Source organism: Pontibacter amylolyticus, from assembly GCF_014638845.1.
Taxonomy (GTDB): Bacteria; Bacteroidota; Bacteroidia; order Cytophagales; family Hymenobacteraceae; genus Pontibacter; species Pontibacter amylolyticus.
Genome location: NZ_BMFP01000003.1, coordinates 410,534 through 428,564 on the forward strand (window position 1 = coordinate 410,534; position 18,031 = coordinate 428,564).

Annotated in this window: 13 protein-coding genes; 9 read left to right on the forward strand and 4 right to left on the reverse strand. The window is 54.9% G+C overall.

Annotated elements, in window-relative coordinates; all coding sequences use genetic code 11:
* From nuoJ to IEV97_RS09950, 9 genes are all read left to right on the forward strand, one after another.
* The gene (gene nuoJ, locus IEV97_RS09910) at positions 1-558 is read left to right on the forward strand and encodes an NADH-quinone oxidoreductase subunit J (RefSeq protein ID WP_188501353.1); all 558 of its coding nucleotides are present in this window, start codon (positions 1-3) and stop codon (positions 556-558) included.
* Between the two features lie 11 nt (positions 559-569).
* Positions 570-863, forward strand: a complete 294-nt coding sequence (gene nuoK, locus IEV97_RS09915) for an NADH-quinone oxidoreductase subunit NuoK (protein WP_018477630.1) — start codon at positions 570-572, stop codon at positions 861-863.
* A 4-nt stretch (positions 864-867) separates the two neighbouring features.
* On the forward strand, positions 868-2,754 hold the full coding sequence (nuoL, locus tag IEV97_RS09920; protein WP_188501354.1) for an NADH-quinone oxidoreductase subunit L: 1,887 nt from the start codon (positions 868-870) through the stop codon (positions 2,752-2,754).
* Complete coding sequence (gene nuoM, locus IEV97_RS09925) at positions 2,751-4,373, forward strand: NADH-quinone oxidoreductase subunit M (RefSeq protein ID WP_229733888.1); 1,623 nt, start codon at positions 2,751-2,753, stop codon at positions 4,371-4,373. Before nuoL ends, nuoM begins: the two co-directional genes overlap by 4 nt.
* Complete coding sequence (locus IEV97_RS09930; protein WP_188501355.1) at positions 4,370-5,824, forward strand: NADH-quinone oxidoreductase subunit N; 1,455 nt, start codon at positions 4,370-4,372, stop codon at positions 5,822-5,824. The genes nuoM and IEV97_RS09930 overlap by 4 nt, the downstream gene beginning before the upstream one ends.
* 312 nt (positions 5,825-6,136) lie before the next feature.
* The gene (locus IEV97_RS09935; protein ID WP_188501356.1) at positions 6,137-7,087 is read left to right on the forward strand and encodes a GNAT family N-acetyltransferase; all 951 of its coding nucleotides are present in this window, start codon (positions 6,137-6,139) and stop codon (positions 7,085-7,087) included.
* Positions 7,088-7,130: 43 nt separating this feature from the next.
* Positions 7,131-8,273 (forward strand): alpha/beta hydrolase-fold protein, encoded by a 1,143-nt coding sequence (locus IEV97_RS09940; RefSeq protein ID WP_188501357.1) that lies wholly within the window; start codon positions 7,131-7,133, stop codon positions 8,271-8,273.
* A 281-nt stretch (positions 8,274-8,554) separates the two neighbouring features.
* Complete coding sequence (locus tag IEV97_RS09945; RefSeq protein WP_188501358.1) at positions 8,555-9,475, forward strand: lytic transglycosylase domain-containing protein; 921 nt, start codon at positions 8,555-8,557, stop codon at positions 9,473-9,475.
* A 142-nt stretch (positions 9,476-9,617) separates the two neighbouring features.
* Positions 9,618-10,136 carry a GreA/GreB family elongation factor gene (locus IEV97_RS09950; protein WP_188501359.1) on the forward strand — a complete coding sequence of 173 codons (519 nt, stop codon included), beginning with the start codon at positions 9,618-9,620 and terminating at the stop codon, positions 10,134-10,136.
* Positions 10,137-10,243: 107 nt separating this feature from the next.
* On the opposite strand, the gene IEV97_RS09955 is transcribed toward IEV97_RS09950, so the two are convergent.
* The 4 genes from IEV97_RS09955 to IEV97_RS09970 all read right to left on the reverse strand — a co-directional run bounded on the left by IEV97_RS09955 (position 10,244) and on the right by IEV97_RS09970 (position 17,917).
* A complete protein-coding gene (locus tag IEV97_RS09955) occupies positions 10,244-12,016 on the reverse strand; it encodes an efflux RND transporter periplasmic adaptor subunit (protein ID WP_188501360.1) in 1,773 nt (590 codons plus the stop codon).
* Between the two features lie 186 nt (positions 12,017-12,202).
* A complete protein-coding gene (locus tag IEV97_RS09960) occupies positions 12,203-13,639 on the reverse strand; it encodes a TolC family protein (RefSeq protein WP_188501361.1) in 1,437 nt (478 codons plus the stop codon).
* Positions 13,636-17,397, reverse strand: coding sequence for an efflux RND transporter permease subunit (locus tag IEV97_RS09965; RefSeq protein WP_188501362.1), 3,762 nt, complete (start codon positions 17,395-17,397; stop codon positions 13,636-13,638). The genes IEV97_RS09960 and IEV97_RS09965 overlap by 4 nt, the downstream gene beginning before the upstream one ends.
* Before the next feature lie 100 nt (positions 17,398-17,497).
* Complete coding sequence (locus tag IEV97_RS09970; protein ID WP_188501363.1) at positions 17,498-17,917, reverse strand: HYC_CC_PP family protein; 420 nt, start codon at positions 17,915-17,917, stop codon at positions 17,498-17,500.
* Between the last annotated feature and the right edge of the window lie 114 nt (positions 17,918-18,031).

The window sequence follows — 18,031 nt, forward strand, 5'->3', positions numbered from 1 at the left end:
ATGGAACTGACATTTTATATAGCCGCAGCCGTTGCCGTGCTGGCCACCATCATGGTCATCACGCGCTACAATATGATTCATGCCCTGCTCTACCTCGTGGTGTCTTTTCTGGCCGTCGCCGTGGTGTTTCTAACCATGGGAGCCCCCTTTATGGCCGCCTTGGAAGTCATCGTGTACGCCGGGGCCATTGTGGTGCTCATCATTTTCGTGATTATGATGCTCAGCCTCACCCGCGAAGATGTGGAACAGGAAAAAGCGTGGCTCCAGCCCAAACTCTGGATGGGTCCTGCCCTCCTCTCCTTTGTGTTGCTGGCTGAACTGGTATACCTGTTGGTCATCGCTGAAATGCCAGCTGCTCCTGCTGCCGGTAGCTATGTCGATGCGAAGGCTGTTGGGCTGGCACTGTACGGGCCGTACGTGCTGAGCGTGCAGCTATCCGGTATCCTGCTGATGGCAGGTATCGTCGGGGCATACCATTTGGGCCGCCAGAAGAAGAAAGTCATTCACCGCTTCCTGCAGGAAAAGGAACCACAAAAAGAAAGGAGCGCAGCGATATGAGTGCTATACCGATGGAAACAGGTTTGTTGCTGGCGGGCGTGCTCTTTATGCTCGGACTCATCAGTGTGATGATTCGCCGCAACATCATATTTATGCTCATTTCGGTGGAGATTATGCTCAATGCCGCTGGACTGGCCTTTATCGTGGCGGGAAGTCACTGGGCGCAGCCCGACGGACAGATCATGTTCATCTTCATCCTCACGATGGCCGCCGCTGAAGTGTCGGTTGGTCTGGCCCTGATATTACAGATTCATCACCAGCTGAAGACGCTCAACAGCGACGCGGCTAACTTTATGAAAGGATAATGCTATGGGAGAATTACTCTGGTTAATCCCCGCCCTGCCTTTTGCCGGCGCCCTACTGCTAGTGCTGTTCGGCAACCGCATTTCGCGAGCGCTAGTCTCGGCCATTGGGGTCGGGAGTGTGGGTATTTCGGCGGCCGTTACGCTGGTATTAGGTATAGAATACCTCACCTCGCGCCCTGCCTTTATCCGGCAGGAAGTATGGCAGTGGTTTGATGTGGCGGGCTTCAGTCCGGCCATCGCTTTCCACCTCGACGCCCTCTCGATAGTCTTTATCTTTGTCATTACCTTTGTCGGATTTCTGATTCACATTTACTCCACCGAGTACATGGCCGAAGACAAAGATTATGCCCGCTTCTTCGCCTGCATGAACCTCTTTGTGGGCTCCATGCTGGTGCTCGTGATGGCCGATAACTTGCTGTTGCTATACCTTGGTTGGGAAGGCGTGGGCCTCTGCTCCTACCTGCTCATCGGTTTCTGGTACAAGGAACCGGCCAACGGCTACGCAGCCCGAAAGGCCTTCATCATCACTCGTGTCGGTGATACGGCCATGGCCATCGGACTCTTCATGCTCTTCCAGACTTTTGGTACGTTGCACATCCAAAGCATTTCCATGGAAGCGGCGCAGGTATGGACCATAGGCAATGAAACGGCGGTCATCATCGCTTTCCTGCTGTTAGGCGGTGCAGTTGGTAAGTCCGGACAGTTGCCACTGCAGACATGGCTGCCGGACGCGATGGCGGGCCCGACGCCGGTGAGTGCGCTCATACACGCGGCGACCATGGTGACGGCTGGCGTATACCTGATTGCCCGTATGCACGTGGTGTTCGAATTGGCTCCTGCCGCCATGATGGCTGTGGCCGTAATTGGCGCTATCACCTTGCTGATTGCAGGCTTTGCGGCACTCACGCAATACGACATCAAACGAGTACTCGCCTACTCCACCATCAGTCAGGTGGGCTATATGTTCCTGGCTTTGGGTGTAGGCGCCTGGTCGGCGGGCGTGTTTCACTTCATGATTCATGGCTTCTTCAAGGCGCTGCTTTTCCTTTGTGCCGGGGCGATTATCCTGGCATTGCACCATGAACAGGACATGAGGAAAATGGGTGGCCTCAGTAAGAAACTGCCCGTCGTATTCTATACCTTCCTGATAGGCGCTGCCTCGCTGGCGGCCTTCCCGCTTGTGTCGGCGGGCTTCTACAGCAAGGACCAGATTCTGTGGCTGCAGCTGGCTGGTGAGAATGGCAATATCTGGTTATACCTTGCCGGTTTGCTGGGCGCGTTCATCACCTCCATCTATACCTTCCGGATGGTCTTTCTCACCTTTTATGGCGAAGAGAAAACACATGTCGGACACAAACCAACCATGGCGATTACCGTGCCGCTGATTATACTGGCCGTGCTGTCTTTTGCAGGTGGCTTCATCGAGCTACCACACAATTTCGGCCACGTCGTGCTGTTCTCCGACTTCCTCGCTCCTATACTTCCAGCTGTGAGCGTGGTGCCGGATTTCACGCAGTATGAATGGATGTTGCAGTTGCTGGCGGCGGTGATTTCACTGGGTGGTATTTTCATTGCCTACCTTTTCTACTACAAAAAACCGGAGCTCATCGAGAGCATTCACCGCTCCGAATTAGCCATGGCGATTCACCGCTTCTGGCACTCGGGCTGGGGCTTCGACCAACTATATGACACGCTGTTTGTGCGGCCTTATGTATACTTGTCGCGGGTGAATAAAAGTGACTTCATTGACTCCATCTATACCTTCATCGCCAATAGTACTCAAGGTGTGCACCAGCTCTTTTCCACTACCCAAACCGGTGTGATGCGCAATTACGTGGCAGGCATTGTCGTCGGGGCGATCATGATTATAACCATAAGTCTACTGCTATGATACTGGTCTGGCTGATTGTGATACTGATGGCCGGCGGCGTGCTGGCCTGGATTTCCGGGAAGGTGAACCGCGCCCTATCCCGCTGGATAGCGCTGGCCTCGGTACTGGCTGTTTTCGGGATGACGCTCTACCTGTGGCTGAGCAACCCTATACCTGCGCCAGGTTCGGCCTGGCTGATACAATTCAACCAGCCCTGGATTCCGCAATGGGGCATTAGCATCAGCCTGGCGCTCGACGGATTGAGTCTTATCCTGCTGCTGCTCACCTTTTTCCTGGGGCTGCTGTCGGTGCTCATTTCCTGGCGGGAGATCCAGAGCAAGGTCGCTTTCTTCCACTTCAATCTGCTGTGGGTGCTGGCAGGTATAACCGGCGTGTTCCTCACCATGGACCTCTTCCTATTCTACTTTTTCTGGGAGGTGATGCTCATTCCGATGTACTTCCTCATCGGCATCTGGGGACACGAGAACCGTCGCTATGCCGCTTTCAAATTCTTTCTCTTCACACAGGCCTCTGGTCTGCTCATGCTGCTGGCTATCCTCGGACTTTACTTCATTCACGGGAACCAGACGGGCCTCTATACCTTCAGTTATTTTGAGCTGCTCAACACCACGCTGGCACCGGAAGCGGCACGCCTGCTGATGTTCGGTTTCCTGGCTGCTTTCCTGGTGAAGCTCCCCGTCGTGCCCTTCCACTCCTGGCTGCCCGATGCGCACTCACAGGCGCCCACGGCGGGCAGCGTGATTCTGGCGGGTCTGCTGCTCAAGACCGGGGCTTACGGACTGCTACGTTTTGTGCTGCCGCTCTTTCCTACGGCTACCGTGGAGTTTGCCCCCTGGGCCATGCTGCTGGGCGTGGTCGGTATTCTCTACGGAGCGATGCTGGCCTTTTCGCAAACCGACCTCAAACGGCTGGTGGCCTATACCAGCGTGAGCCACATGGGCTTTGTGATACTGGGCGTGTTCTCCTTCAACGAATGGGCACTGCAGGGCGTGGTCATGCAGATGATTACGCACGGTTTGAGCACAGGCGCTCTTTTTATCATTGCCGGCTTCCTCTATGAGCGACTCCATACCCGCGACATCCGGCAGATGGGTGGCTTCTGGTCCACGGCTCCCAAGATGGGCATCATCGCGCTCGTCTTTGTCATGGCCTCGCTCGGCCTGCCCGGCCTCGGAAACTTCATCGCGGAGTTCCTGACCCTGGTCGGCTCGTGGCAAGCCAACAACTGGCTGACGGTTTTCGCGACCATCGGCATCGTGCTGGCCACTATCTACTCGCTGCGCATCATGCAGAAGATCTTCCTGGAGGAGTATAAGCTAAAACAAACCCTACCCGACCTGAACGCCCGCGAAATGCTTATTGCAATACCGATGGTGGTGCTGATTTTCTGGCTGGGCCTCTACCCGCAGCCTTTTCTTGACACGACCCGACCCAGCGTACAGGAGCAACTGCAGGCCTATACCGGATCGGATAAAGAAAGAGAACCCATTGCACGCGCTGAAGAAAGTACAGAGGAGCTTAGCTCGGAAAAAGCTGAAGACGCGAAACCAGCTTCAACTCTTCAAATTTCCAAATCTCCAAATCCTCTCATCTCCAAATCTTCAAATCTAAAACCATGACGCTGACTGATTTCCAACACCTCATGCCATTGCTCATCCTCACCTTTGCGGTGCTGGTGTCCATGCTGGTGATTGCCGTGGGGCGCAACCACAAGATCATGTACGTGATCACGGCCCTCTCTTTCTTAGCGGCTTTTGTCTCGCTTTTTGAGTTGCGCGATGTGGGGCGCTATACCATCGGGCCGCTGCTGGTGATGGACGGATTCGGTGTCTTTTACATCGGCATGATGTTGCTCACAGCCCTGCTCATCAGCATGCTCTCCTACGCGTATTTCGAGCAACGGGAAGAGCGCAAGGAGGAGTATTACATTCTGCTCCTGCTGGCGACCATCGGGGCCTGCGTGCTCGTCATCAGTACCCATTTTGCTTCGCTTTTCTTAGGTTTGGAAATCCTCAGCGTTTCGCTTTATGGCCTTATTGCCTACCTGCGCACCCGCGAGCGTTCCGACGAGGCAGGCATCAAATACCTGATCCTGGCAGCTTTCTCCTCGGCTTTTTTGCTCTTTGGGATGGCGCTCGTCTATGCCAGTACCGGCACGATGGAGTTTGCAGGTATCGCCACGGCTATTGCGAGCTTCACGGAACTGCCGCTGCTCCTACTCACCGGCTTCGGGATGATGATCGTGGGGATTGGTTTCAAGCTGAGCGTCGTGCCCTTCCATATGTGGGCGCCGGATGTGTATGAAGGCGCACCGGCTCCGGTCACGGCTTTTATTGCCTCTGTTTCCAAAGGCGGCGTGCTGGGCGTGCTCATTCGATTTTTCATGGAAGTCGATGGTTTCCGTTACCCGACCCTTGTACTGATCTTTACCATCGTAGCCATTGCCTCCATGCTGGCGGGCAACCTGCTGGCCTTGCTGCAGCGCAACGTCAAGCGCATTCTCGCTTACTCTTCCATCGCGCACCTGGGCTACCTGCTGGTGGCCTTCCTGGCGGGCAACCAGATGGGCGTGGAAGCGGTGACCTTTTACCTGGTGGCCTACTTCATCACCACCGTGGGTGCCTTCGGGGTAGTCGCCATGCTCTCGGACACAGAGCGCGACGCGGAGCAACTCGAAGACTACCGCGCCCTGTTCTGGCGGCGTCCCTGGACGGCGGCGGTCTTCACGGCCATGCTGCTTTCGCTGGCAGGTATACCGCTCACGGCGGGCTTCGTCGGCAAGTTCTACATCCTGGCGGCGGGGGTGAACACGCAGCTCTGGCTGCTGGTGGTGATGCTGGCACTGAATAGTGTCATCGGTCTGTTCTACTACATCCGCATTGTGGCCGTCATGTTCCAGCAACAGGAGGCAGAAACTGCCATCCAGCCGCGCAGCAGGCTGCGCCCTTCCATTTACCTGGCCAGTGTAGGCACACTCACCGTGCTGGCCCTGCTGCTGGTTTACATTGGCGTATACCCGTCCGGCTTATTGCAGATCATCCAAGGCTTAATTGCAACGGCTGCGCCCTAGTTATTCATTCAAACATCTTCAGGAAAAGCCCTTCAATCGGAGGGCTTTTTGCTTTTGAGCCAACGAGCCAAACGCTTGTTTTGGCCACTCCCTCAAAAGAGGAACTTGTCCAGATCCTTCATCGTGCTTTAGCAACAATTCAGACGATCGCCTCATAAGTCACAGCAATACAAATACTCAGTATAATCAAATTTTATATTATCTTATTTATAATTAATATCGTATTCAAAAGAACACCAAATTCTCTTTACTTACCACCAGCCCTACCCGCAGAAGTTCACGAAGCGCAAAAAAGGGGAGTTACTTCACAACATGATGGCCAAGAAAAACAAGGGTTTCAAAATAGTGCCCTATCGTCCTGAACATGAACAGGCCCTCTTGGAAATCGAACGTCTGTCACCGCAGGGCTTTATGGTGAAGCTCGAAACCGTGCGTCCGGAATTCCTGAGCAGGGCTGCCTTGTTTGAAGACCATACCGCCTTTGTCGCGGTCGGGCCGGAGGCCAGGGTGCTGGCAGGTGTCACCGCTGCACAGGCTCCCATGCGCATCAAGGGCGAACTGCAGCAGACTGGCTTTGGTTTCGACGTCGTGGTCGATCCGACTGTTCGGAACAGGGGAATTGGGCGTGAACTCGCTACCTGTCTGCGTAAGCGCTTTTTTGAACCCAAGGGACTGACAAGACAGTTCACCAGCCTGCGGGCGGGTAACCTTACCATGCTGAACCTGATCTCCAAATCCTATCGCAATACCTTCCTGTACGAATTTCTATACCTGACCTTTCCGACAGCACGCACCATACGTGTCGAAAACACGGCTATCGGCGAGCCCATTTTCAATGTCTCGCTCCTCTCGGATAGTGATAAACTAAGCGACTACTACGAAGTGACGGAAAGTGGTCTCGGCTTGTGGCACACGCACCAGGTATACCAGTTTAAAGTAAAATCAGTGAACCCGGTGTTGAGCGGTGGGCTATGGCTCGGAAACCGGTTTATCCGGACGAACAAGTATGTGCCCCTGGTTGGTTCGATGCTGAAAACGACAACCATCTACAACCTGACCCAGGACAACATCCATACCTTGCCGGAGGTGTCGCTGCAACTCTACAAGCAGGGCATCAACTACATGCAAATCTGCTGTCAGCCCAGCGATGCGGTATACCATGCGCTGCAGAAAAGCGCCCTCAACGCTTTCAGCCACTACATCGTGGGCACCAAAGAACTCAATCCCGACGAGCCGCTCACGCTCGACGTCCGCTGTCTGTGACATTTCCCCTATCTTTACGGCATAACTACCTGCTGCAAAACCCATGAGATGCTTCCTGTTGACTTTATTGGCTGTGTTTTGCCTGTGCCTGCCTGTCCGGGGCCAGCAACGGCCAGACAGTGTCCGCGTCACCTTCCGGGTAAACGCCGCCACACTCCCGGATTCGCAGCGCGTATACCTGAGCGGCAGTACGCCGGCGCTCGGTAACTGGCAGCCGGACAAAGTGGCGCTGCACCCTGTGGGCGGACATGTATGGGAAAAGACGCTATACCTGAAAGAGCCATCGGTTGCCTACAAGTTTACGCTAGGCTCCTGGGAGACCGAGGCCACCGATGCGAATGGCAAACCGCTGCCGAACTTCAGTCTGCAACTGGATGGCGACACCACCATGGAGCACGAATTAAAGCATTGGCTGAAGAAGGAAGCCCGTAAAATCACCGGCGGCATAACGGGTACAGTGCGCTATCATCACAACCTCACCGCCGACAGCCTCAAACCACGCGACTTGATCGTATGGTTGCCGCCGGGCTACGAGGAAGGCAGCAAACGATACCCGGTGCTGTACATGCACGACGGCCAGAACGTGTTCGACCCAGCCACCAGTTCTTTCGGGGTGGATTGGCGCGTCGACGAAATAGCCGACAGCCTGATTCGCAGCAGGCAAATGAAACCGGCCATTATCGTGGGGATCTACAACAGTCCGGACCGCATGGAAGAGTATGTGCCAGGCGCTAAAGGCAGTGCTTACGTGGATTTTGTGGTGAACAAGGTTAAGCCGCTCATCGACCAGAGTTACCGCACCAAACCGGGTACAAAACATACCCTGACAGGTGGCTCGTCGGCTGGTGGCATCATGGCCTTTATGCTGGCCTGGGAATTTCCGCAGGTGTTCGGCAAGGCCCTCTGCATGTCGCCCGCCTTCAAGATCATGCACATCGATTATGTGAAAGACGTGCAGGCCTACAGTGGCAAAAAGAAGAAGCTGAAGTTTTACATCGACAACGGGGGCATCGACCTCGAAGCGCGTCTGCAGCCAGGTATAGACGAGATGCTCCAGGAACTGCAGCAAAAAGGCTACCGCGAAGGCAAAGACTATGTTTGGATACTGGACAAAGAAGCCCAGCACAACGAAGCTGCCTGGTCAAAGCGCCTACCGAGGGCACTCACCTTTCTGCTTGGAAAGTAAGGGAACATCTGTAAAAAGAAGCTCTTCATCTAAATATTGCAAAACACATATATTTACAGGGCAGCAGCTCCCGCTCATCTGAGGTCCCACAGGCAGGCATTTTATACCCTTAGGTGTTCTGTAAGAGGCATTTAAGGTCGGAAATAATTTCTTAAAAACCATTCTTCGGACTTAAAAACCACTGCAACGAGTGGCATTCTATTGCATTTTTCCTTACCTTGATACACAATTCACCCACGATTTTCAGGTTATAACAGATAGGTATAGGAAAGGAGCACGCTATGAAACAGCAATTTATTAAGTATGGATGGGTGCTGGTCGCCCCCCTGTTGGTTTTACAATTCACTGGCGAGAACAGCCTGAAGCTGAACGCCACGCCTAACGAGCGCAGCGACCGGGCTTTTGAAACGAACAGGCAAATTTTCACTTCCCCTGCCCTGCCCGATGCCATTACCTTTGCGGGCGAACCCGTGCCGCTGCATGTGCCGGATGTAGCCGAGCGCCTCGACCGTGAATTGCTGGCCAATTCCTACCTGCATACCAGCACTTTGCTGGCCCTCAAGCGGATGCAGCGCTACGTGCCCGAAATCAAGCAGATGCTGAAGGAGAATGACATACCGGAGGACTTCGTATACCTGGCCCTTGCTGAGAGTCTGCTAAGCCATGTGACCTCTCCTGCCGGTGCATCCGGCTTCTGGCAGCTGATGCCCGACACGGCTCGCGGTTATGGCATGGTGGTGAACGGCGAAGTAGACGAACGTTACCATATTCAGAAGTCTACCCTGGCGGCCTGCCGCTACCTCAAAACCGCCAAAGCCAAGTTTGGCAACTGGACCAACGCCGCCGCCTCTTACAACCGCGGTATGGCAGGTATAGAACGCGCCATGAAACAGCAGGGCGTGACGGATTACTACGACTTATACCTTAACGACGAGACGTCCCGCTACATGTTCCGCATCCTGGCGCTGAAAGAAATACTGGGCAATCCGCAGAAATACGGCTTCGACCTGGCTGTAGAGCAGGGCTACAAGCCATTACCAAGCAAACCACTCACCGTAACCAATACCATCAACGACCTGCCCGCTTTTGCCCTGGAGCAAGGCATCAACTACAAAACGCTGCGTCTCTACAACCCCTGGATCAGAGGGTATAAGCTGACAGTTCCGGAAGGCAAAGAGTATGTGCTGCAGTTGCCGATGTAGTTTGGTTTTTTGACAAAGGAGTTTTTTGACAATGGATAAAGGACTTACTGTATAAATTATTTTACGGGTATACAGCTTATACCTGACCAATGGATAAGGGAGCGGCGGAAACATCTGCCGCTCCCTTGCTGTATAACGGGGCATGAGCCGTGCATTTGTAAAAGAAGACGACGCGGGCGAAGCGCCCATCATTCCGCCCCGGGCTGCCCTGCCGGCGGGAGTGCCCAACTACGTGCGCCCACAGGGACTGGAAAAATTACGCGCTGAGCTGGAAGAACTGGAGGCCGAGCGCAGCCAGGCAGAAGCCAACCGCGAAAACGAGGCCGACCGCACCCGCCAGCTCACCATTCTCAATGGCAAACTCAGCGCGCTGAACGGTAGAATCGCCAGCGCCAGAGTCATCGATCCGCAAGAGCAAACTCCTGATGAAGTGCGTTTCGGCGCCACCGTCAAGCTGCGCACCATCAACGGCGGCAAGCCCGGCACCATTCGCAAATTCACCATCGTGGGTGTGGATGAAGCGGATGTCATGCAAGGTTTGATTGGCTTCGTAGCCCCGATCGCTCAGGCCGTGACCGGCGCGAAAGTAGGTCAGCGGTTACAACTGAAATTGGGCCGTGTGGAAGAGGAAGTAGAGGTTATGGAGATCGGGTATAATTGAATTAGGTGTCATAATAAATGTCATTTCGAGCGAAGCGAGAAATCTGAAGATACAGTGACCCAGATTTCTCACTTCGTTCGAAATGACATTGAAAAAAAGGTTCGCTCTTAATGCTGGTGCTCCTGTGGCATGGAAGCCGGCTGATCTGAAGCTGCAGCTCCGGTGCTCTGCCCTTTCCTATAGGTTTCCTCCGTCTCCCCGCAAGCCAACATGGCTTCTCCAAAGTACGGGTTGCGAATGTCCTTGATCTCGCTCAGCCAGAACGCCCCTTTATCACCAAGTGCCATTGGGCAGGACTGAATATAGGCTACTTCATGCTGCATCCCGAACACCTTCACAGCTTCGATCACATGATCCGAAAGCGGTGAGAAAGCAGCTCGTTGCTTCTCCAGATCGCGACTCTTCTGGATGGCCTCGGCATTCGCCTTCAGCGTTGGCAGCAAGGCCATCCACTGGTCGTGCAGTTTGCCGTCGAGTTTGGTCATGTCCACTTCGCCCAGTTTCAGGACGAAGGTACCCGCCGCCTGACGGGCCGCAGGTATATCCGAAGCCACCAGCGCATTTTTCAAGGTATAGTACTGGTCAACAAGTTGGGTCAGTTGCTTTTGGAAAGCCTCTGGCGCCTTTGGTCCGCCGGCTGGTGGCGGCGACATCATGCTGTAGTTGCCGCGCAGTTGGGCGGCACCGTCTACGGCAAACACACCGTTCGTCACCACTTCCTCGCCTGGCTGCAAACCGGATTCCACTACATACCGCTCGCCCATACGTGGACCGAGCGTTATTTCGCGCATCTCAAATGCCGGCATCTCCTCTGCTGCCACTTTCACATACACCACCGAGCGTTTGCCGGTCCACAGCACGGCACTGCTTGGCACCGATAGCGACTGGCCTTTGACTCCTGTCGAGGTCTTGATGCGCGCGTCGGCAAACATGCCCGGCTTCAGCTGGTTGCCCGGATTCTGCACCTCCGCCCTCACCTCAATGGCACGTGTCGTAGGGTCGAGCACTGGGGTAATAAAGGCAACTTTAGCCGTGAATTCTTTGCCGGGTATACCGGGCACCGTGAAGGTGATGTTGCCACCCTTCTTTATCCACGACAGATCGGCCTCGTAGGCATCCAGCACCACCCATACCGACGACAGGTTGGCTACTTCGAATAGCGCGGAGCCTGTAGTCACGTAATCCCCGGTACTCACCAGGCGTTCCGTCACCACACCGGCGGCATCGGAGTAAATGTCGAAATTGGTGATGATGTCCGAAGCGTTTTCAATACGTTTGATCTGGGCATCCGTCAGTTTCCAGAGTTTGAGTTTGGCGCGGGCCGCCTGGTACAGTTCCGGCATCAGTTCTTTGGCGCGTACGGCTTCCTGCAGTTCGCGCTGGGCAGTGATCAACTCCGGCGAATAAAGCGAAGCCAGTCGCTCGCCGCGGCGCACTTCCTGGCCCGTGAAATTCACGTAGAGCCGCTCAATGCGCCCCGGAAACTTGGCCGTGATGGAAGAAACCTGCTGTTCGTTCAGCGACACACGTCCTGAAAGCGTCAGTTCGTTCTCCGGATTCACCATTTCCAGTTTGGTAGTCTGGATGTTGGAAAGCGCGATAGCTTCCGGTGTCATCTCCAGCACATAGCGGCTCGTGTTTCCACCGCCTCCGCCGTTGCTAAGGGGTATAAGGTCCATGCCACAAAGCGGGCACTTTCCTGGTCCGTCCTGCCTGATCTGCGGGTGCATGGAACAGGTATACTCGGTAGTGCCTGCCACCTCGCCGTCATGGTCGTGCCCCTGCTCAGAACCTCTGCCGCCAAACAGCAGCCAGCCCAGCAGCAATCCACCCAGGGCCACCAGTAGGTACGTTCCGATTCTTTTATTTCTAGTTGTCATCGTTTTTATTTTTAGAAAAAGGATTTTGTGACAAAGGACAAACGACTAACCGGGTAGCTACACAATTAATAGGTTCTGAAAATCCATTGCAGCCCATTTGTGTCAAAAGTTCCCAGTATTTCATCTATAGTCCTTTATTAAACATCACTCTTCAAAAAGACTTTTATCAAACAGTCAATTTTATAATTAATTATCCCCCTGCATCATCCGGTTTATACCTGACACGGCAATGTGCTGGTTGGTGATGGCCTGCACCTGCTGTTGCTTGTAGCTGAGCAGGGACTGGCGCTGGCGGATGATCTCGTCGATACCGGTGCCTGAAACGGAGTAGTTGATCGTGAGCAGGCGGATGGTTTGTTCCGTTAGCGTGATCTGGTCCTTCAGCAGGCTGATGCGGCTCACGGCGCTTTGGTACTGGTACAGGAGGTTTTCCAGCTCCGTGAACAGCTCCCGCTCCGTCGCTTCCTTCTGGTAAACAGCTGCCTGTTGTGAGTACTCCGCTTCTTTCCTGGCCGCACTGTATTTTTTACGGTAAATGGGCAGCGTTACGCTCACCATCGGCATGATCATATTCTCACCGCCCATCATCATACCATCATCCATGCGCGGTTGAAAGATCATGTAGTTCAGTCCTAGTCCGAACATTGGCCGGCCCATCAGCTGCGCCATGCGCAACTGCGACTGGCGCGCCTTCTCGTCCCACTCGTACATTTTGAGCATCGGGTGGTTTGAGCGGATCGAGTCTTCGATCAGGGACAAGGTAGCTGGCAGTGGCACAGGCAGCAGCGTATCGGCTGATAGTACGGTCATGCTCGGCCGTCGGCGCAGCAACTGGTTAAACTGTACCTGCAGCGGGCGACGGGCTTCGTGATGAATGTGCATCTGGTTCTCGAGTTCCTTCAACTGCAGGCGGATCAGCATCACATCGACCATAGAAGAGCCGCCGGAGCTGCCCATGCTGGACATGCTACTTCCTGCCGCCATATTGCCACTGCTGCCAGCATTGCCTGCTGCGCTGCCACCCGAGCCGCCCATACCTGCCATACCGGAGCTTCCGCCACTCACAGCTCCTGACGAGCTACCTGACCCGCCTGCGGTACTGCGAGCGGGGGTGGCGGCCCCAGAGTTGCCGCCTGCCGGCGCTGACGTATACTTAGCCAGTGCGAGCCGTTCGAGCGTCTTCATGATCTCCACTTCCCGCTCCATCAGGATAGATTCCTGGTCATTCAGGTATAGTTGGTACCAAACGGTACGTATGTCGTGGTACAGGTTTATTTTCGCCTCGATAAAGGAAGTGAATTTCATCTGCGCCATGTAGTTTGCCTCGTCTTTGGCCGCTTTGTTAGAACCGAACCAGGGGAACATCTGCATCACCGACACACCGCCCACCTCGTTGCCCATGTAGCGCTCCATCGGCTGCAGGAAGAAGTTAAAAGAGGCCTCCGGATCCGGCAAAGCACCTACCTGCGGGGCTCGCTGCAGGGCCGCCTGGTACTCGGCGTAGCGGGCTTTCAGCGTGGGGCTATTTTCGCCTGCTTCCACCAGGTACTCCTCCAGGGTCTGTGCCTGTGCCAGGGGCATGGCCCCCAGCAGCAAGCTTATAAAAGCCAGTATCTTTTTCATACGGTTTCTTTTTTGATTTTGAGTTCTTCGCGCCAGCTGTACAGCACCGGCACAATCAGCAGCGTGATCAGGGCCACGAACATCCCCCCGAAGGAAGGGATCGCCATCGGGATCATGATGTCGGAGCCCCGTCCGGAGGAGGTGAGCACCGGCAACAGCGCCAGCAAAGTGGTTGCCGTCGTCATCAGGCAAGGACGCACACGGCGTATACCTGCTTCCATCACGGCTTCCCGTACTTCAGCCCGTGTTTGTGGTGTACTTCGTTCAAAGCTTTGCTTCAGGTAGGTGCCCATCACCACCCCGTCGTCTGTCGCGATGCCGAACAGGGCGATAAAGCCAACCCAGACCGCCACACTCAGGTTAAACGTGCGCATCTGGAAAAGCTCCCGCATGTTGGTCTCCCCGAACGAGAAATTCATGAACCAGTCCTGGCTATAGAGCCACAGCATCATAAAGCCGCCGGCAAAAGCCATGGCAATCGCTGTGAAAATAAAGAAAGTAGTGCTCACCGAACGGAACTGGAAGTACAGAATCAGGAAGATGATCAGTAAGCTGAGCGGCACGATAAAGGCCAGTCGCTCCTCAGCCCGCACCTGGTTCTCGTAATTGCCCGAGAACTTGTAGCTCACACCGGTTGGCACCACCAGTTCGCCGGAAGCGATCTTTTCCTGCAGGTAGCGCTGCGCATCTTCCACCACCGTTACCTCGGCAAAGCCCTCCCGTTTATCAAGCAGCACATAGCCAGTCAGGAAAGAGTCTTCACCGCGGATCATCATCGGTCCCGGGCGGAACTCGACTTTGGCGATGGCCGCCAGCGGAATTTGCCCTCCTTGCGGATTGGCGATCATAATGCGGCTCACGGATTCCGGATCGGTACGGTACTCCCGGGCATAGCGCGCCCGGATGGAGTAGCGCTCACGGCCTTCCACTGTTGTGGTCAATGCCATGCCCCCCATGGCCACCTCAATGTACTCCTGCACGTCGGCCACGTTCAGACCATAGCGGCCCATGGCCCGGCGGTCCAGGTCAATTTCCATGTAAGGCTTTCCTAACGAGCGGTCCGCAAAGACCGCCTCCGGTTTTACCGACGGTACTTCTTTGAGCAAACGCTCCATCTGCATGCTGAAGTCCTCAATGGTCTGCAGATCGGGGCCGTATACCTTCACGCCCATGGGGGCGCGCATACCGGTCTGCAGCATCACCAGACGGGTTTCAATCGGCTGCAGCTTCGGAGCAGAAGTCACGCCCGGCAGTTCCGCCACAGCCACAATTTCGTTCCAGATATCGTCCGGCGTCCGGATGTGGTCGCGCCACTGGCGGAAGTATTCGCCCCGCTCGTCTTCGATCAGGTCGCCTTTTTCGTCGCGGACAAACTCACCTTCGTCATCTACCTTGAAGCGTACCTTATACCCGTTTTCGTCCGTGATGTATTCTGATTTGTACTGAATCACGTTCTCGTACATCGACATTGGAGCCGGATCCAGGGCCGTTTCCGCACGACCGGCCTTGCCCACGACCATCTCTACTTCAGGTATAGCTGTGATCAGCATGTCGAGCTGCTGCACGTAGCGTTTGTTCGCCTCCACGCCGGTGTGCGGCATAGAAGTCGGCATCAGCAGAAAAGCACCCTCGTCGAGTGAGGGCATAAACTCCTTGCCCATGCCCGGAAAGGTATGCACCATGCTACTCCAGGGTGATGACGTGCGTACGTTCACCCCCACTTTATCGAAACCCGTTGCTACCCAGCCGAACACGCCATTGAACCCAACCCAGATGTTCAGACCCAGCAGCATGATGAGGGCCGGGATCAACAGAAAAGTCCCTTTGTTGGCCAGACACCAGCCCAGCACGCGTGGGTATAGCTTGATAAAGAGCGAGAACATGCCCAGCACCAGGCCAATGATCAGCAGGATGAAAATGAAGTTGACAAAGTAGCTAACGGACACGCCCAGCGGCACCCATTCTGTGGCCAGTAGCCACGACACGGCCAGCACGGCAATGGCGACCATGATCAGGCTGTGGTGGCGCCCGAAGCGCTCCGGTTGGTAATAGTTGAGCAGGTTGTTTGCCGCAATCAGGATCAGCGTTATACCTGCCAGCGGCAGGATGAACAAACCCGTTATGCCTATACCTGCTAGGGCCCAGTTGAGGATCTTGCTCCAGGCCACGTTGCGCGACTTCAATCCGAAAACCACATGTGCAAAGGCAGGCATGAACACAAGCGTGAACACCAGCGAAGCCACCAGCGCGAAGGTCTTGGTATAAGCCAGCGGTCCAAACAGTTTGCCCTCGGCCGCCTCCAGCGTGAACACCGGCAGAAAAGAAACCACAGTAGTAGAAACAGCCGTCAGAATGGCGGTGGCTACTTCGGTGGTCGCATTGTAGACCGTCTTGCCAAGCGACTGCCCTGGCGGGGCCTCTTCCATGTGCCGCAGGATGTTCTCGTTGAGGATGATCCCCAGATCGACCATGGTGCCGATGGCGATGGCTATACCTGAGAGGGCCACGATATTCGCGTCCACCCCGAAGTATTTCATCAGAATAAAAGTCATCAGCACCGCCAACGGCAAGAGCGCAGAAATAAGCAACGATGCCCGCAGGTTATAGACCATCACGATGATCACGATGATGGTGATCAGGATCTGCAGGATGATGGCGGTGTTGAGCGTACCTAGTGTCTCGTTGATCAGCTGCGTGCGGTCATAAAATGGCACCACGGTTACTTTGGAAACACGTCCATCGGCCAGTTTTTTGGAGGGCAGACCGGCGGCGATATCGTCCAGTTTGGCCTTCACATTGTTGATCACCGCCAGCGGATTGTCGCCATATCGGGCAATCACCACGCCACCCACTGCTTCGGCACCGCCCTTGTCGAGCACGCCCAGCATGGAGCGGTCAGCGGGACCAATGTTCACCCGCCCGATGTCGCGGATACGAATCGGCACGTTGTTAGCCACCCGCACCGTCGCGTTTTCGATGTCGCTGATCTCCTTCACGTAGCCCAGTCCGCGTACCAGGTACTCCACCTGGTTAATCTCCACCGTGCTGGCACCTACCTCCTGGTTGCTGGCTTTGAGGGCGTTCATCACCTCCATCATGGAGACGTTATTTGCTTTCATGGCCACCGGATCGAGGTCTACCTGATACTCTTTGATATACCCGCCCACAGAGGCCACTTCGGCTACGCCCTGCGCTCCGGCCAGGGCATATTTCACATAGAAATCCTGAATACTGCGGAGTTCGTGCAGGTCCCAGCCCCCGGCCGGGTTGCCCTCTTCGTCTCGCCCCTCCAGGGTATACCAGTATACCTGCCCGAGTGCCGTGGCGTCTGGCCCCAGCTTGGGCGTTGTTTCGGCAGGGAGTAAATCGGCAGGTAAAGAGTTGAGTTTTTCGAGTATGCGGGAGCGGCTCCAGTAGTACTCCACGTCATCCTCAAATATGACATAGATGCTTGAGAAGCCGAACATGGACGTGGAGCGGATGGTCTTCACGCCGGGCATCCCCAGCAGGGAAGTCGTGAGCGGATACGTGATCTGGTCCTCCACGTCCTGCGGAGAGCGTCCCATCCACTCGGTAAAGATAATTTGCTGGTTCTCGCCAATGTCGGGAATGGCGTCGACCGGAACCGGGTCGCGTGGCAGGAAACTCACGTTCCAGTTAAAGGGCGCCACGATAATGCCCCAGCCCACAATAAGGAGCAGTAGCAGGACCGTTACCAGCTTCTGTTCCAGAAAGAATTTTATAATGCTGTTTAACATGCTTTGTTCGATTGAATGCAAAAAGAAATGGCGCTTCCCCTTCGGGAAAGCCAATAGCTATACCTGACCAGAAAGGCCGGGCATCATCGAAAAAGCAGATTTATAGCAGGAAGGATTGCACCAGGACGGGAATATCCTGCGCCAGGTATGGCGGTGCGTAGTCCGGCACATGGGTGTAGACCGGTTCGTAAAGTTCGAAAAGGGCTGACCACACCGCCGTAAAGGCTGCGATAAAGGTCATATCCGGAACGGATAGCTTGAAGGTCGGACTGAGTTGCTGCTCGTCCTCCACTTCCAGCACCGTGGTCTGGTTCTGGCAGCAGTCGTCGTCCATGGCCGGTTTGTGGCAGTCCGGCAGCGACTCGCGCTGTTTCTCCATGTCGCATTCGGCGCTGTGCGAGAAGATAGCCGTCGACATGATCTCACCCGCACAAAGGTGCTGCGTGATCGTCATCCCCAGTGAGGAGAAAACAACCAGCAGAGCCAGCGTCAGGGTCAATATGGTGCGAGTCAGCTTCAATATTGCTTGTGTTCGTTCTAGCGAAGATACAGTTTCTTTTGCAAAAGTAGGCAGGAAAAGCCGGAGGCACTTACAGATTTTGTATTAAAACTTACAAATATCGACAGAAGCCCT

Bases quoted from the DNA above. Each gene is read 5' to 3' on its own strand.
- nuoJ (WP_188501353.1), top strand. From the start codon at position 1: ATGGAACTGACATTTTATATAGCCGCAGCCGTTGCCGTGCTGGCCACC.
- nuoL (WP_188501354.1), top strand. From the start codon at position 868: ATGGGAGAATTACTCTGGTTAATCCCCGCCCTGCCTTTTGCCGGCGCC.
- IEV97_RS09935 (WP_188501356.1), top strand. From the start codon at position 6,137: ATGATGGCCAAGAAAAACAAGGGTTTCAAAATAGTGCCCTATCGTCCT.
- IEV97_RS09945 (WP_188501358.1), top strand. From the start codon at position 8,555: ATGAAACAGCAATTTATTAAGTATGGATGGGTGCTGGTCGCCCCCCTG.
- IEV97_RS09955 (WP_188501360.1), bottom strand. From the start codon at position 12,016: ATGACAACTAGAAATAAAAGAATCGGAACGTACCTACTGGTGGCCCTG.
- IEV97_RS09960 (WP_188501361.1), bottom strand. From the start codon at position 13,639: ATGAAAAAGATACTGGCTTTTATAAGCTTGCTGCTGGGGGCCATGCCC.
- IEV97_RS09965 (WP_188501362.1), bottom strand. From the start codon at position 17,397: ATGTTAAACAGCATTATAAAATTCTTTCTGGAACAGAAGCTGGTAACG.
- nuoK (WP_018477630.1), top strand. From the start codon at position 570: ATGGAAACAGGTTTGTTGCTGGCGGGCGTGCTCTTTATGCTCGGACTC.
- IEV97_RS09930 (WP_188501355.1), top strand. From the start codon at position 4,370: ATGACGCTGACTGATTTCCAACACCTCATGCCATTGCTCATCCTCACC.
- IEV97_RS09950 (WP_188501359.1), top strand. From the start codon at position 9,618: ATGAGCCGTGCATTTGTAAAAGAAGACGACGCGGGCGAAGCGCCCATC.
- nuoM (WP_229733888.1), top strand. From the start codon at position 2,751: ATGATACTGGTCTGGCTGATTGTGATACTGATGGCCGGCGGCGTGCTG.
- IEV97_RS09940 (WP_188501357.1), top strand. From the start codon at position 7,131: ATGAGATGCTTCCTGTTGACTTTATTGGCTGTGTTTTGCCTGTGCCTG.